A 16,636-nucleotide genomic window follows, 5' to 3' on the forward strand; every position below is an offset into this window, starting at 1 on the left:
ATAGCAAGCCCGTGAGACCAAATCTAGGGATTTAGTTCATCGAGGGCCGAGAGGGGGTGATTGCGGCTGTGCGGGCTATAGGATGCGAGCGCGCCGAGCAGGGCGGCGGAGTCGAGTGCCCCGGGGCTTTTGCCGTAGGCCGCCGACTGCAATTGCTTGATGGCCTTGGTGAAATCCGCTGACAGGGCGGCGATCTCTTCCAGGGTCATGCTCTGGCCATGGAGCCGGCTCATGTGGGTCTGCAGGCTGGAGAGGATCTGGCCGGCATCGGCCCTCTTGCAGGCGTCCAGCAGCTGGCGATGACTGTCGAGCTTGGGGGCCCGGGCCGGTTTGGCCTCAGAGGCAGGAGAAGCTTGAGTCTGGTTCTGGTTCGCCAGCGCCTTGCGCCACAACACCAGGGTCGTCAACCACAGGAGGGCGAATACCAGGCTTACCCAGGGCCAGAAGCCGGCGCTCCCTGACTCGACTTGGCCCTGGAGGGGGACGGCCGCGACGGCCTGGCCTTCGGCGACGGTGATGGTGCGCGCCGGCAGGCTGGCAAATTCCTGGCGTTTCAGATGCGGATTCCACCATGGAACCTTGACCTCGGGCAGGGTATAAGTGCCTGCCTTGGTCGGCACCAATGCCGAGGTGATGCTGTATTGGGACACCACCTGGGCGTTGCGCACGAAGGTCTGACGCTGGGGTTTCTCCGGATAGGACTTGAATTCGGCCGGCAGCGGCGCCGTTATCTCAGGCAGGCTGTTCTCATCTGCGTTGGATGCCAGCAGTGTGATGGTGCGGGTGATGGGACTGCCGACTTCGAACTTGTCTTCTGTCTCGGGCCAATCCTCCTTGAGCAGCACAAGATCTGCGACCAGCCATTTGCCCTGGAAGCCGGCTTCCGTTGGCTCTATCTGCAGCGTCTTGGTGGGCGACTTGGTCTGCATGGGACGGCTCTCGTTGAAACCGAACATGCTGCCGCGGCGCTGGCTCTCTACCAGCACATCGCCGGAGAAACTGGCGCCGCCTATGCTGAGCTCCCCAGGCATGTCGGGGATGATGCCATAGGTGCGCTCGATCACCCGGAAACGGCGGCCATCGACGATCTCGCTGCCATCCTTATCTTCGCCTATCTGCTTGATCTGCGCGCCTTCGAGCACGGGCGCACTCAGGACCCCGCGTTGCAGCTCCACCGCCAGATACAGCTTGACCCTGTAGGTGATCAACTGGCCGACGTAGGCCTCATCGCTGGAGACGCTGGTCTCGATGAAGAGATCTTTGCTCTGCGGCGCCTGGCTGCCCTGACTGACGACGTTCAGGGGAATGACATTGGAACTGACGCCGTCAATCTTGAAGGCCGGGATCATGAGTTTGCCGCTGCGCTTGGGTGACAGCAAGATCTGCCAGCGGGTTTCCTTGCTGGCATCGAAATTCATGATCTGGGTGCTGCGGCTGACGCTGGTGCGACCGACGACAAAGTCCTTCAACAGGCTGCCGGTATCCAGCTTGCCTGCGTCCAGTTCATCGTCGGCACGAATGTTGAGCACCAAGTATTCGCCTTCCATCACAGGATTGCGATCCACCGAGGCCTCCAACTTGCTCATGGCCAAGGCTTGGCTGGGTGCCAGCAGCACCATCAGCAGCAGGATAAAAAATTGTCTGGTTACCACTGTTCATTATCCCCAGGTAAGTTGCCGCTTTGGCGGCGTTTTTGATATTCCAATTGCATCTTGTTGCGCAGCAGCACCTGAGGATCTTCTATGACCCCCCTGAGTGCCCGCTCCATGTCGGCCGGCAATGGCTCATCCGTCATCTGGCTGGCGGCTATGCTGGCCTGTTCCCCCGGCTCTCCTGCCTCGGCACTTTGGGCTTGACCCGATTGGGCGGCCTGTTGCTGCGCCTCGGCTGCGGCCTTGGCCCGTTCGTCCCCGGCTGCAGAGCCTGCTTGTGCCTGCATTTGGGCCTCGTTATTGGGACTGGCCGACTCGCCGGCTTGGCCCGAGGCGCCCTGGTCTTGCTGATTGGGCTTATCCTCATGTTGACTTCTGCCCTGAGGATCACCGCTTGCTTGCTGCTCTTGCTGCTTATCGGCGGATTGAGCGGCTGTTTCCGGCTCGTCATCCTGCTGGGCACCGGCTTGCTCTGATGCCTGTTGCTGACGCTGATTCTCAGAGTCCTGATCTTGGCCCTGATCTTGTCCTTGGCCTGCCTGCTCTTTATCGGATTGGCCAGCGTCCTTGTTGTCCTGATTCCCCTGGCTGTCTTGCTTATTGTCTTTGTCTTTGTCTTTGTCTTTGTTTTTGTCCTTATTCTTATCTTTGCCCTTGTCCTTATTCTGGTTTTTATCCTGCTGCTTGGCTTGCTGCGCCAGTGCCAGGTTTTGTTCGGCCTCGGGGAAGTCCGGCTGCTTGGCCAGTGCCTGTTGGTAGCGTTTGATGGCCTGCTCCGGCTGCTTGAGCTGCATCAGGGCATTGCCTTGGTTGTACAGACCCCGGGCGCTGGCGTCTTGCTCGAAGTGCTTGAGCGCCTGCTGGAAATTTCCCGCCTTGTATTGGGCGCTGCCCTGCCAGCTGGGATCTTCGAACCGCGCGGCGGCATCGGCATAGTTTCCGGCCTCGAAGGCCTGCATCCCCTGTTGATCCCTGTTATGCCACAGATCTTCCCAGACGCCGGCCTGCGCCGGGGTGGGCGGCGTGAGCAGGACCAGCAATACCGCAGCGACCAGGCCGTGGCGGAAGCTCAGCAGCAAGGGCAATAGCAACAGCAGCGCCAGGAAGGGGCCGAGATCTTGCCAGCTCTCACCGCTGAGTTCCGTCGCCTTGGCATCGCCTTCTGTGGCTAACCAGGTGTTGAGGTGCTGCAGATCCTGGCCATCCGAGGTGATCTGGAAGAGCGCGCCCCGGTTGGCCTGGGCCAGGCGTTGCAGCAAGTCGTAGTCTGTGGCGGCGATCACTACTTCGTTGGCATTATCCCGCAGCAACTGGCCGTCGGGCAGGCGGATGGGCGCGCCCTGGGCACTGCCGAGTGCCAGGACTGCGAGGCGGTACTGGCTGCCATCCAGAACCTTGTTGGCTTGGCTGAACTGTTCCTGGCTCAGGCCATCCGTGAGCAAAATGATATCACCGCGCAGATGACCCCCCTGCGCCAACAATTGGCTCGCCTGACTCAGGGCGGCAGCGAGGTTGGAGCCGCGCACCGGCATGATATCCGGGGTCAGGGTCGGCAACAGGTTGAGCAGGGTGGCGTTGTCCCGGGTCAGTGGACTTATGGTAAAGGCATCACCTGCATAGGCGATGAGACCCGTCTCACCTTCCTTGAGACCGCGCAACAGGTCGGTGGCGCGGAACTTGGCCTGGGTCAGGCGGTTGGGTGCCAGATCTGTGGCATACATGGACAAGGACATGTCCATGATGACGACCCGGCCCTGTTCCGTGGCAAACACCGGCAGGGTCTGCTTGGTCACTGCCGGGCCGCTCAAGGCCAGGACGGCGATGAACCAGGATGAGGCCAGCCACCAGAGCCTATGTTGTTGCGCTTGGCTGCCCTCGGTGACCAGGACTCTTGCCAGGTGCGGCGCTATGTAGCGATTCCAGGCCGAGCCCTGGCCATGGCTGCGCCATAGGCCGAGCAGCAACAGCGCCAGTGGCAGCAGCGCCAGGAACCATTCGGGGCGGATGAAGTGCAGTGTCATGAATTGCGTCTCCCCTGGGATAACTTGGATTGCGCCCGGGATGGCAGGCGGAATTGGAACTGGGGCAGGTGACCGAGTGCCAGCAGGGCGCTGATGATGAGCATGAGTGCCAGCGGCCAGTAGAACAGCTCGGCCTGGGGCCTATAGCTGAGTTGATCCCGGCTCACAGGCTCCAGCTTGTCGATTGCCTGATAGATCTGTGCCAACTCTTCGCTGTTGCGGGCGCGGAAGTATTTCCCCTTGGTGGTCTCGGCCAGGGCCTTGAGTTGCGCCTCGTCCAGGTCCATGGAGGGGTTGACCCGCTCGCGGCCGAATAGGGTGCGGCGTTCCATCACCTCGGCGCCGACGCCTATGGTATATAGGGTGACATTGCGCTTGGCGGCGATGCTCGCCGCCTGCTCAGGCTCTATATTGCCGGCATTGTTGGCGCCATCGGTCAGCAGTATGAGTACCCTGTTGCTCTCTTTCATCTTGTCGAAACGTTTCACCGCCAGGGCTATGGCTTCGCCTATGGCGGTTTGCTTGCCTACCAGACCGATTTGCGCTTCCCGTAAAAATTGCGCCACCGAACGCCTGTCCTGGGTCAGAGGGGCCTGCAGGTAGGCGTGATCGGCAAACAGGATCAGCCCCAGCCTGTCGCCCTTGCGGCGTTCGATAAATTCGCTCACCACATGCTGCACCAGGCTGAATCTATCCACTGTCTTGCCTGCGACCACCATGTCTTCTATCTGCATGCTGCCGGACAGGTCCACCGCCAGCATGAGATCCCGTCCCTGACTCGGCAGTTCTATGGGCTCGCCCAGCCACTGGGGGCGGGCCACGGCCAACACCAATAAACACCAGAGCAGCCAATAGCCGCTTCTCGAGCCGGATGGCGCGCGGCCGCTCGCCAGCTTGCCGTTCTGGGCTATGCCGGGCAATTGCAGGCGGGCGCCTTCTTCATGCTGGGTGTCTTGACGGCGCAGCAATAAGGGCAGGGGCAGCAGGAGCAGCAGCCAGGGCCAGTAGAGGGTTAACATTTGGCCTCCTGGGGCGCATTCTGTGGCGCATTCTGTTGCACATCGACCGTTGACTGTCCGGGAACCGATTTTTCGTGCTTAGCAGGTTTGCTTGCCCGTGTTTTTATCTTGGGCAGGGCCGTCTTGAGCCAGGTGTGTGCCAATTCCGACAAGGCCAGGCTTTCGTCCTCCGCCAGGGGCTCGGGTCTGTGGCGTTTTGCCAATAGTGGCCCGAGTTGGCCGCGTTTGGTCTGTGTTAAGGCGCTGTCGAGCCAGTCAGACCAGGCCTCGCCATCCAGGGAGGCGACTGAGGTTCTTGGCAGGTAACTCAGGGCGGCGCGTTTGAGCAGGCCGTTGACCCGGCTGGCATAGTCTGGCGCATGCCTGTCGAGGGCGGCGAGCAAACTCAATGCCGCCCGTTGCGCCGCCCTGGCCTGGAAGCGTCGCTTGCACCAGAGAAACAGGCCGGCGAGGGCGAGCACAGAGACGATGAGCAGCAGCCAGTAGCCCGGAGCCGGCGGCCAGAAGGGGACGGGCTCCGGAAGCTTGATATCCTGCAATGCTGCCAGCGCCGGATTGGTCATGGATTGAGGAGCTGAAGTTGTCATGGTTAACGTAATGATTCCAGTTGGTCGGCCAGGAGCGTGCCGGCATCGAGCCTGCGGGTGCGGACCTTGAGTTGTTGCATCATATCGATAAAGCCCTGCTGCTGCGCCGCCTGTTCCGCCAGCCAGGCATCGTAGCTGCGGCGGGTCAGAGTCAGGTTTTTATTGCCGTCACGCACGGGTAGCCGGAAGTGTTTCGGCAGTGGCAAGGTGCCCTGACGCAGGGGATCCGTGACCAGGAAGGCGCCTATGTCGCAATGGCGCTTCAACTCAGTCAATGGTGCCAGACAGGCGTCGGAAAAGTGGGCGCCATCGCTGATGATCCAGATAAGCGAGCCAGGCTTGGCGATGCGTTGCAAGCGCTGGCAGGCGCGGAAAATATGCCCGGGATCGCTCTGGCCTGCATCCAATTGCTTGAGCTGGTTGGCGTGTACCCGTACCAGCGCCGAGATCAGCTGCAATATGCCCTGACGCCGGCTGCGGGGCTTGAGCTCCACATGCTCTGTCTCTGTGGCGATCAAGGCGCCGAGCCGGTCGCCATGGTTGATGGCATTCCAGCCCAGGGTGGTCGCCAGATGTGCCGCCTGTACGGATTGCAGCAGCAGGCTGGAGCCGAAGTAACTGCTGTGACTGAGATCCAGCAGTAACAGGATAGGGCGTTCACGCTCCTCGACAAAGAGTTTGGTATGGGCCTGGCCGGTACGGGCCGTGACGCGCCAGTCTATGGTGCGCACATCGTCGCCGTTCTGATAATGGCGCACCTCGGCAAACTCCATGCCGCGGCCCTTGAGCAGGCTGCTCCTGTGGCCGGCCTGGTTGGCGCGGGCACGGCTATGGCGCTCGGGCAGGGCGCGGGCGATATTCTGGCACGCCAGCAGTTCCCGCTCACACAAGTGCAGGCCGTCGGCGAATAAAGGCAGTAAGGTATTACTCATATCTATTTACCGGCGCTAAGGGACTGCCACTAGGTTGAGGATGTGGCTTATCACCCGATCCGGACTCACGCCCTCGGCCTGAGCCTGGTAGCTGAGCAAGAGTCTATGCCTGAGCACGTTGGGGGCCACCGCCTGTATGTCTTCGGGGGAAACGAAGTCGCGCTCGTTGAGCCAGGCGCGGGCGCGGGCGCAGCGCTCCAGCGAGATGGTGGCTCTGGGGCTGACGCCATAGTCGAGCCATTTGGCCAGCTCGTCGCTGTAACGCTGGGGCTGACGGGTCGCCATCACGATTTCGACCAGGTATTTCTCCAGCGGTTCGGCAAGGTAGATCTCCATGGCCTCATCCCTGGCGGCAAACACGTCTTTCTGGGCTATGGGATCCATCTGCGGCAGCTCATGACTCAGGGCTTCGCGGCGGGATTGACGCAATATCTCGAATTCGGTTTCGGCGCTCGGATAATCCAGATTCAAGTGCATCAGGAAGCGGTCCAGCTGGGCCTCGGGCAGAGGGTAGGTGCCTTCGTTTTCCAGCGGGTTCTGGGTCGCCATTACCAGGAACAGAGGGGGCAACTTGTAGCTGTTTTTGCCGACCGTGACCTGGCCTTCGGCCATGGCTTCGAGCAGCGCCGACTGTACCTTGGCCGGAGCACGGTTGATCTCATCGGCCAGGATCAGGTTATGGAATATGGGACCGGCCTCGAATTCGAAGGTACCTGTCTGGGCACGGTAGATGTCGGTGCCGGTCAAGTCCGCCGGCAGCAGATCCGGGGTGAACTGAATGCGGTGGAAATCTCCCTCGACCCCGTCACACAGGGCCTTGACGGCGCGGGTCTTGGCCAGCCCCGGAGGGCCCTCGACCAACAGATGGCCATTGGCAATCAAGGCGATAAGCAGGTTTTCGGTCAGAACTGGCTGCCCTAAAACAACCTCGTTTAAATAAGTACGTAATGCATGAAATCGACTCAAAGGCATGATGCTACTCGTTTTATTGACTGTGATGGCTGTAGACAACGGTTATGGTAAATAATTCCCTCCGGGTTTGGCTAGTGTTAAAAAAACAAACAGGTGTTTTAAACTTGTCGACAAGAAGTTAGAATCGGATCACACTTTAATGGTCAGACCTGTTATAGCTGAGCATTGAACAGCAAGAGTGCAGGTCAAGCATGGAAATCGACAGCGCCGCTTAATTAACAAGGCGATAGCGCACATAAAGAGGGTGACAAATGAGTGACAGACAACAGGTAACCAACGCCAGAGGCGAGCGCATTGCGATTGTGGCCGGCTTGAGAACGCCCTTCGCCAAACAAGCGACCGCCTTTCATGGGGTGTCGGCATTGGACATGGGCAAGATGGTGGTCAATGAGCTGCTGGCGCGTTCGGAACTGGATCCCAAGCTGATAGAGCAGCTGGTCTATGGCCAGGTGGTCCAGATGCCGGCGGCGCCCAACATAGCCCGTGAAATCGTCTTGGGTACCGGCATGAATGTCGCTACGGACGCCTACAGTGTCACCCGCGCCTGCGCCACCAGTTTTCAATCTGCGGTGAATGTGGCCGAGTCCATCATGACGGGCAACATAGAGATAGGTCTGGCCGGCGGCGCCGACTCCTCGTCCGTGTTGCCTATCGGCGTGTCCAAGAAGCTGGCCCATGCGCTGGTCGATCTTAACAAGGCCCGCAGTTTCGGCCAGAAGCTGGCGATCTTCCGTCGTCTTGGCCTGAAAGATCTGCTGCCTGTGCCGCCCGCGGTTGCCGAGTACTCCACCGGCCTGTCCATGGGGCAGACCGCCGAGCAGATGGCCAAGACCTATAACATCAGCCGCGCGGATCAGGATGCGCTGGCACACAGATCCCATACCCTGGCGACCCAAACTTGGGCCTCGGGTCATCTGCGTGACGAAGTCATGACGGCCCATGTGCCGCCCTACAAGCAATTTATCGATCGCGACAACAACATAAGAGAAAACTCTGTGCTCGAGTCCTACGCCAAGCTGCGTCCGGCCTTCGACCGCAAGCATGGCTCAGTGACCGCGGCCAACAGCACGCCGCTGACCGATGGCGCCTCGGCCATCATTCTCATGAGCGAAGGCCGTGCCAAGGCGCTGGGTTATCAGCCCATAGGCTACATCAAGAGCTATGCTTTCAGTGCCATAGATGTATGGCAAGACATGCTGATGGGGCCTTCCTATGCGACGCCGCTGGCATTGAAGCGCGCCGGTATGGAGCTGGAAGATCTGACGCTTATCGAGATGCACGAAGCCTTCGCCGCCCAGACGCTGGCGAACATGCAGATGTTCGGCTCGAAGAAATTTGCCGAAGAGAAACTCGGCCGCAATCGCGCCATAGGCGAAATCGACATGAGCAAGTTCAACGTCCTCGGCGGCTCGCTGGCCTACGGCCACCCCTTTGCGGCCACCGGCACCCGTCTCATCACTCAGGTATGTCGTGAGTTGAAGCGCCGCGGTGGCGGCACCGGCCTGGCAACCGCCTGCGCCGCCGGTGGTTTGGGTGCAGCCATGATAGTGGAGGTGGAGTAATGAATATGGAAATCAGCATGGCAAAGACCTTCAGTTTGAGCCGCCGCGATGACGGCGTTGCCGTACTCACCATGGACGTACCAGGTGAGACAATGAATACCCTCAAGTCGGCATTTGCCGACGAGATCTCCGGCTTATTGCAGGAGATCAAGGCAGATAGCAGCATTCGTGGCCTGGTGTTGATTTCCGGCAAGCCGGACTCTTTCGTGGCCGGCGCCGACATTTCCATGCTCGATGCCTGCCAAACGGTCGCCGATGCCAAGGCCTTGTCGCAGCAGGGACATAAGGTATTCGCCGAGCTCGAGGGGCTGAACATCCCTGTGGTTGCCGCCATTCATGGTGCCTGTCTCGGCGGTGGCCTGGAGCTGGCGCTGGCCTGTCATTTAAGGGTATGCAGCGACGATAACAAGACAATGCTGGGGGTGCCTGAGGTGCAACTTGGATTGTTGCCGGGGGGCGGCGGTACCCAGAGGCTGCCGCGTCTGGTGGGGATCACCACGGCCCTGGACATGATGTTGACCGGCAAACAGATACGTCCCAAGCAAGCACTGAAAATGGGCTTGGTGAACGATATGGTGCCCGAGTCTATCTTGCTGCGCACCGCGGTGGAGATGGCGCTGGCCGGTAAACGTCAGCCCAAAGTTGTGAATAAGTCGCTGGTCAACAAGCTGCTCGAAGGCACGGCCCTCGGGCGCAACATCATCTTCGATCAGGCGGCGAAACAAGTACTGAAGAAGACCCAGGGAAATTATCCTGCGCCCTTGAAGATCATCGACTGTGTGCGTCAGGGCATGGCCAGAGGCATGGCGCAGGGACTCGAGGTCGAGGCCAGTCATTTTGCCGAGTTGGTGATGTCTAAAGAGTCGGCGGCGCTGCGCAGCATCTTCTTCGCTACCACTGAGATGAAGAAAGAAACCGGTGCCTCCGGGGTCGAACCCCGTAAGGTGAAAAAGGCCGTGGTGCTCGGTGGCGGCCTGATGGGCGGCGGCATCGCCTCGGTGACGACCACCAAGGCCAAGATCCCGGCGCGGGTGAAAGACATCAACGACAAGGGCCTGAGCAATGCATTGGCCTATGCCTACAAGCTGCTCGACAAAGGCGTCAAGCGTCGCCACATGACGCCCGCCGCCCGTGACAGCCTGATGGCACTGATGACCACTACCACAGAATACACAGGCGTCAAGGATGCCGACATAGTGGTCGAGGCAGTGTTCGAAGACTTGGCCCTCAAGCATCAGATGGTCAGAGACATAGAGCGTGAGTGCGGCGAGCAGACGATTTTCGCCTCCAACACTTCGTCGCTGCCCATAAGTCAGATTGCCGAAGCGGCGAGCCGGCCGGAAAATGTCATAGGCCTGCACTATTTCTCACCGGTAGAGAAGATGCCGCTGGTGGAAGTGATAGCCCACGCCAAGACCTCGCCAGAGACAATAGCGACCACAGTGGCCTTCGCCCGCAAACAAGGCAAGACGCCGATAGTGGTACAAGATGGCGCAGGTTTCTACGTCAATCGTATCCTGGCACTGTACATGAATGAGGCGGCGCAGCTGCTGCTCGAAGGCCAGAGCGTCGAGCATCTGGACAAGGCGCTGGTGAAGTTTGGCTTCCCGGTGGGCCCAATGACCCTGCTCGATGAAGTCGGCATAGACGTAGGCGCCAAGATCTCTCCCATCCTGGAAAAAGAGCTGGGCGAGCGCTTCAAGGCGCCGGCCGCCTTCGATAAGCTGCTGGCAGACGGCAGGAAAGGGCGCAAGAATGGCAAAGGCTTCTATCTATATGCCAATAACAGCAAGAAGATTAAGCCGGTGGATGAGACTGTCTATGGCGTGCTGGGCATTACCCCGGGTGCCAACAAGGCTGCCGCCGCGGTCGCGGAGCGCTGCGTAGTGCAAATGCTCAACGAAGCCGTGCGCTGCCTGGAGGAGGGGATCATCGCCTCAGCCCGCGATGGCGACATAGGCGCCATCTTCGGTATAGGTTTCCCACCTTTCCTGGGCGGACCATTCCATTACATAGATAGCCTGGGAGCGGACAAGTTGGTCGCTATCCTCGAGGGATACAGCAAGCAATTCGGTGATAGATTCGCGCCCTGTGAGCGTCTGAAGGCCATGGCTGAGAGTGGGGAACGTTTCTTCTAATCCGGCTTAACATCATGTAACAGCTTAAAAAAACGGCATTAAATTGCCGTTTTTTATGTCTGCAACAGAGTGCTGCCTAAAAAATGCTCACAAATTGAGTTGGACTAGGTTAGAATACTGTGCAGTTTTACGGCACATAGCCGTGAATGATAATGATGTCGGCTAAGGATAGGGCCAGTAAAAATACGAGGTAATGAGTGCTGTTTATCTTAATCATGGGCCTGGCAGGTTTTGGGTTATTTCTTGGTAATGCGGCTTTTTGTGCCGGTCTGCCAGTCAAACGTTGGTTCATCCTGGGGGCCCTGTTGGGGCCAGTTGCTTATCCATTATTCAATACTCATAAGCACTTAGCCTACAAGCGCTGCACCAAATCCTTCGATGCCAGCACAGAGTGTTAGAGCGTCAGAGATCCATAAAGAGCGCGCAATAAAAAAGAGAGCTTGGCTCTCTTTTTTATTGCACGTTTCATGTTCATGCTTGGATATCAAATTATATGATTCGGCTAACCCCCTTTGTTGGTTAGCTGTCAGTTCCACCAGATCTTGGCCGGCACCACTTCGAGACGGTTGAGGCCGGCAGGCAACTGCACTTTCTTGCGGGCAGGCTTGGCGAATCCTAAGGCTTTCTTGAGTGACTTAAACATAATCATTCTCCTTAAATCTGGATTAAGCAATAGCTGAAGTAGATTGCACTTCGCCGTTGGCCAGTTTGATGTAAGGCAGGCCGGCAGTCTGGACTTCGCAGTTGGCCAGTTTGATATAAGGCAGGCCGGCAGTCTGGACTTCGCCGTTGGCCAGTTTGATGTAAGGCAGGCCGGCAGTTTGCACTTCGCCGTTGGCCAGTTTGATGTAAGGCAGGCCGGCAGTTTGCACTTCGCCGTTGGCCAGTTTGATGTAAGGCAGGCCGGCAGTTTGCACTTCGCCGTTGGCCAGTTTGATATAAGGCAGGCCGGCAGTCTGCACTTCGTCGTTAGCCAGTTTGATATAAGGCAGGCCGGCAGTTTGCACTTCACCGTTGGCCAGTTTGATATAAGGCAGGCCGGCAGTTTGCGAATAGGGTGTTTTCAACTTAACAATACGGGATACATCTAAACTGGCAATATTATTTGCAGTTACAATATTGTGTGTATCCAAGGCTGTTGCCGTTGCACTCATGCAAGAAACTAAAGCCACAGCAGTCATTATTCCTTTAATCATGTCAGTTCTCTCATTGTTAGTTGAATTTATTTTGACGTTGATAAAGGTAATGCAGTTGCTATGCCAATGTTTGCATGTTGATCGTTATTTGTGTTTTCCAGGTATTATTGAGCTTGCTTTTTGGCCAATTTATCTTGTTGCAATAATTGTGTGAATTGTTGCTCCTCTATGGCTTTACTGTAAATAAACCCTTGAATTTCCTCGCAATTAAGGGCTCTTAAAATATTGAGTTGAGAATCAACTTCGACGCCTTCACCCACGACCGACAGTCCCATGTTGTGGGCTATGGTGATGATGGAATCCACCATTTTGAGATCCCGATCCGATTTATCTATGTCGTCGATGAAGGCTTTGTCGATCTTCAGCGTGTGTATGGGAAAACGTTTGAGGTAGGACAGGGAAGAATAGCCTGTGCCGAAGTCGTCCAGCGACAGACTGATGCCCATCTTGGCCAGTTGTTGCATGACCTTGATGGCGACTTCAGGTTGTTTGATTACCGTGCCTTCGGTGATCTCCAGCTCCAAATGACAGGCGGGTAACTTGGTGAGTCGTAAAATTGACTCTATTCGCTGCTGAAGATCGGGTAGGGCAAACTGACGTGACGATAAATTGACGGCCACTCTGCCGCTAAACAGTCCTTGCTCACGCCATTTCTGCGCCGCGAAGCAGGCTTTACGCAGTACCAGATCGCCGATTTCGACGATCAGACCGTTTTCTTCGGCCTGTGGGATAAAATCATTGGGAGGGATGAGACCGAGAGAGGGGTGCTTGAGTCTGACCAGCGCCTCCATGCCGGCTATCTTGCCCAGTTTCACGTCGACCTTGGGTTGGTAATAGACCTCGAAGTAGTCTTCTTTCAAACCTTCACGGATGAGGTTCTCTATCTCCAACTGCCTGATGGCGTTGCGATTGAGGGATTCGGAGAAGAACTGGTATCTGTTACCCCCGGCGGATTTGGCATGGTACATGGCGATGTCGGCCTTACGTAATAAGGCTTGCTCGTTTTGCTCATCTTCTGGGTAGAGCACTATGCCTATGCTGACCCCTATCACCAGGCTCTCTTGCTGAATATCGAAGCTTTGTTTGAAGCCTTCGATCAATTGATTGGCTATGGCGGCACTGGAACCTATGTCAGGGTTTTTGTCTATCAAGACGGCGAATTCATCGCCACCGAGGCGGTAGACACTGGTATGGCTGGGAATGCTGGCCTGAATGCGTTCGGCAACCAGGCACAGCAGATCATCGCCAATCTGATGACCGAGTGAGTCATTGATCTTCTTGAAGTTGTCTAGATCCAGCACCATAAGCGTGTGGTGAGTGTCTTTCTTGACTAAGTTACTCAGGGTGACCTGTAGGTTGGAGCGGTTAGGCAGTCCCGTCAACAAATCGTTGTTGGTGAGTTTTCTCAGCTCTTCTTCCTGTTGCTTACGGCGGGAAATATCGGAAAATACCCCGACATAGTGTGACAACTCACCCTGTTCGTCATAGATGGCATCGATAGTCAGTTCCATCAGGAAGCTGTCAGCATGGCCTTTACTGGCCTCCACATCATTGCTCCAGCGGCCCTGTTGTTTCAGCATCAACTTGATTTGATCAGAGAAGCTATTTGGATAGCGTTCGAAGTGGAGTTGCTCACCGATAAAGTCTTCCCTGGTTCGTTGAGAAATAGTACAACAGGCCTCATTGACTTCAACGAATCTGAATTGGTCGTCGAGAATAAACATGCCTTCGGAAATATTTTCGATGGCCCGTTCGAACAAACGTAGCTGTTCTTCTGCCTGCTTGAAATTACTGATGTTCTTGATAGTGCCCGTCATACGTAGCGGGTTGTCGTGTACATCCCGCTCGACTATCTTGGCTCTGTCCAATATCCAAATCCAATCGTTGGCTTTACCTTTAACCCTGTAGGTGACTTCGAAATGATCCGTTGTGCCTTTGAAGTGATTGGTCAACGCTTCGCGAACCCGCAGCTGATCCATTGGGTGAATATTACTTTCTTCATCGGATGCCCCGGCCCTGTGGCCGTCGCGGGGAAATTCAAGTGAGCCCCATATGTTGGAACGGTAAATTTTTCCTGTCTCTATGTCCCAGTCCCACATCTCGTCGCCGCTGCCCCACAGAGACAGCTTGAGGCGCTCTTCACTCTGGGCTATCTGTTTCTGTACTTCCCTGCGACGTAGCATAATCTTTAATATTGCAGCCGCAATAAACATAAAAATAAGGAAATAGACTAGTTTGGCACTGACAGAAAGCCACCAAGGAGGCGTAATCTTTAATGCCAGTTGGCTGATTTTTCCGTGTTCACCCGTAAGTGAGTTTATGCCGTAAACTTTAAAAGTATAATTACCTGGAGACAGATTCGTGTAGGTCGCCGCATTAATATTTTTAGCCGATATCCAGTCGTCAGACAAGCCAGTCATTTGATACATGTATTCAATTTCGTCGTGGAAAGATCCTGGGGAACGAAATTTTATGGAAAAAGGATAATCGGAATGTTTAAGGCTTAGCTCTGTCATGAAACTCAATGTTTTAGGGAGTATTTTGCTTCCTACTTTTTCTGGTGAGTTGAATATCAACAACTCTTGAAGTTGGGTTTTGGGTTCTTTTTTTTCTTCAAAGTAAGTCCTCATTTTATCTAACGATAATAAACTTACACCATCAGTACCCCCAAATAGGACATTCTTGTTATTGATTGTTATTGCTTGAGCGTTGTACTCATGCTGACTGCCATAGCGATTGGATAATATATATTTCTTGTTGTCTTTTTTAAGAATGATGACGATTTCATTTAGAGATGAGGATACAATGATTTCATCGTTGAGTGCTATTGCATATATTGCTTTATTATTGTTGAAAAGTATTTTTGTTTTCTTGCTTTTTAGGTTGTAAGAATTGAGTGATGTCCTGGTTCCATAGTAAATGAAGTCTTTATCACTATTTATGCTTATTACAATATCATCTTTGTAAATATTACTTGTTTTCCCGTCTCGAAATAAAAACAGCCCCCCTTGAGTTGCCAGCCAAATACCATGGCTTGTCAGGTGTATGTTAAATATCGGGTTGCCGTTATCAATGATATATGTTTTTATGGTGTTATTTGTATTATCATATTCGATAAGTTTTCCATCAACTGTGCCGGTATATATTTTTTCTGAACTGTAGTCTGAAGAAATAGTAGAGAAATAGTCATCACTTAGTTTGACAGTTGATTCATTTTCCTTGTCGATCGAATATAAACCTTGGGATGTTGCCGAGAATATTTTATCTCCGAACTGTATTGATGACTTAGGACCTTTTATTTTTGTGTTGTAAATATGTTTTACTTCAAAGTTCTCATCGTAAAGCTTTAACTCTTCTGCATCGGTTGATACCAAGGTTTCGTTTTTTTCTCTATTAATACTCCAGGTATTTTCGTTTTCTATATTTATTTTTGATATGATATTTTCAGTATCACTTATCACTATAAAGCCTTGGTTGGCTGTTGTGATAAATAGAGCTTTTTTACCACGAAATAAAACTGGGTTTAAAAGTTTTTTTTCAATATCAATCGTTCCTTTGAAATCGAGCTTTTTGTAATTCTCATCTAAATACTCGATATCTTTATTTGTTATTGATATTATTTTGTCTTTCTCTTGCGTCAGTGATGTTGAATTCAAGCTGTTTATTTTGTTTTTTCTGTTTTCATATATGCTAAAAGTGCCAGTGTCAGTGGATGCAACAACCTTGTTATTTATCAGCTCTAATCCAAAAGAGTGTTTTAATATTTCAATTCCATGGCCTACATTATCCATTGTGTAAATGGCGCCACTATAATTTCGGACTACAAATCCTGAGGCCGTAGGAATGACCTGTTTTATTTCCTTTGTGTCTTCACTTGTAATGATATTAACTACATGCTCTAAATCTTTATCTACGATAATAATTGAATTTTCTGTACTGAAAATGATGTTGTCATCTTGCTCTCTTATTGACCAAATTGGTTTGTCTGCAAGTTCTGGAATCTGGTTAATAGTATTAAAATCATCCGTTTCCTCATTGTACACAGCCACTCCCGCATCTGTTCCTACAAGGAGTCGTGCTTCTTTATCTATGAGTAAACTGCGGATAAATGAGCTGGGAAGATCAGCTGTTTTACTGCCGCCAAAATAATGCTTAAATTCCTCGCCGTCAAAGCGGTTCAAACCATTAATGGTGCCTATCCAAACATAGCCATTCCTGTCCTCTGTGATGGAGGAAACAGCACTTTCAGAAAGCCCTTCAGATACGCTATAGGATTTGGTATTGAGCAGGATTGAAGCCGTCCCCCCTTGTTGAACTGGAGAGCCTAGTACCGAAAAGCTGCAAGAAAGCAGCAGGGCGAAGCCGATCTTGAAGAGTATGTTAGGCATAATTGTTCTTATTTTTTATCCGAAGATGCCATGAAACAAAATATTAACCCCACTTTTTCAGAAAGTTGCGAGTTTGTCAAAGCCGAATGTGCTAAATGCCCTCCGAGCTTGATTGTATGGGGGGAATCTGTTCGATTCGCATCTTGGGGCCCTCAGGACCCGGATGTTT

10 protein-coding genes are annotated in these 16,636 nt (G+C 54.1%); 2 read left to right on the forward strand and 8 right to left on the reverse strand.

Annotated features, from left to right (window positions below):
• Positions 1-23: 23 nt before the first annotated feature.
• The 6 genes from LZP73_RS11515 to LZP73_RS11540 are packed head-to-tail and all read right to left on the reverse strand — an operon-like array spanning position 24 to position 7,183.
• A complete protein-coding gene (locus LZP73_RS11515) occupies positions 24-1,652 on the reverse strand; it encodes a BatD family protein (protein ID WP_234235144.1) in 1,629 nt (542 codons plus the stop codon).
• Positions 1,646-3,673, reverse strand: a complete 2,028-nt coding sequence (locus LZP73_RS11520; RefSeq protein ID WP_234235145.1) for a VWA domain-containing protein — start codon at positions 3,671-3,673, stop codon at positions 1,646-1,648. Before LZP73_RS11520 ends, LZP73_RS11515 begins: the two co-directional genes overlap by 7 nt.
• A complete protein-coding gene (locus LZP73_RS11525; RefSeq protein ID WP_234235146.1) occupies positions 3,670-4,692 on the reverse strand; it encodes a vWA domain-containing protein in 1,023 nt (340 codons plus the stop codon). Before LZP73_RS11525 ends, LZP73_RS11520 begins: the two co-directional genes overlap by 4 nt.
• A complete protein-coding gene (locus LZP73_RS11530) occupies positions 4,686-5,279 on the reverse strand; it encodes a DUF4381 domain-containing protein (protein WP_234235147.1) in 594 nt (197 codons plus the stop codon). Before LZP73_RS11530 ends, LZP73_RS11525 begins: the two co-directional genes overlap by 7 nt.
• Before the next feature lie 2 nt (positions 5,280-5,281).
• Positions 5,282-6,211: a DUF58 domain-containing protein gene (locus LZP73_RS11535; RefSeq protein WP_234235148.1), complete on the reverse strand. Its 930-nt coding sequence runs from the start codon at positions 6,209-6,211 to the stop codon at positions 5,282-5,284.
• A 15-nt stretch (positions 6,212-6,226) separates the two neighbouring features.
• Positions 6,227-7,183, reverse strand: a complete 957-nt coding sequence (locus tag LZP73_RS11540; RefSeq protein WP_234235149.1) for an AAA family ATPase — start codon at positions 7,181-7,183, stop codon at positions 6,227-6,229.
• A gap of 251 nt (positions 7,184-7,434) precedes the next feature.
• Here LZP73_RS11540 and fadI point away from each other — a divergent pair, with 251 nt between their 5' ends.
• Both fadI and fadJ read left to right on the forward strand, forming a co-directional pair.
• Positions 7,435-8,745 (forward strand): acetyl-CoA C-acyltransferase FadI, encoded by a 1,311-nt coding sequence (fadI, locus tag LZP73_RS11545; protein WP_234235150.1) that lies wholly within the window; start codon positions 7,435-7,437, stop codon positions 8,743-8,745.
• A gap of 17 nt (positions 8,746-8,762) precedes the next feature.
• Complete coding sequence (gene fadJ / locus LZP73_RS11550; RefSeq protein WP_234235151.1) at positions 8,763-10,883, forward strand: fatty acid oxidation complex subunit alpha FadJ; 2,121 nt, start codon at positions 8,763-8,765, stop codon at positions 10,881-10,883.
• A gap of 665 nt (positions 10,884-11,548) precedes the next feature.
• Here the strand turns inward: fadJ and LZP73_RS11560 are convergent.
• Together LZP73_RS11560 and LZP73_RS11565 are read right to left on the reverse strand one after the other, a co-directional pair.
• Positions 11,549-11,950 (reverse strand): hypothetical protein, encoded by a 402-nt coding sequence (locus tag LZP73_RS11560; RefSeq protein WP_234235152.1) that lies wholly within the window; start codon positions 11,948-11,950, stop codon positions 11,549-11,551.
• A 233-nt stretch (positions 11,951-12,183) separates the two neighbouring features.
• Positions 12,184-16,467 (reverse strand): EAL domain-containing protein, encoded by a 4,284-nt coding sequence (locus tag LZP73_RS11565; RefSeq protein ID WP_234235153.1) that lies wholly within the window; start codon positions 16,465-16,467, stop codon positions 12,184-12,186.
• Positions 16,468-16,636 lie beyond the last annotated feature (169 nt).

Source organism: Shewanella sp. AS16 (assembly GCF_021412365.1).
GTDB classification, from domain to species: Bacteria; Pseudomonadota; Gammaproteobacteria; order Enterobacterales; family Shewanellaceae; genus Shewanella; species Shewanella salipaludis.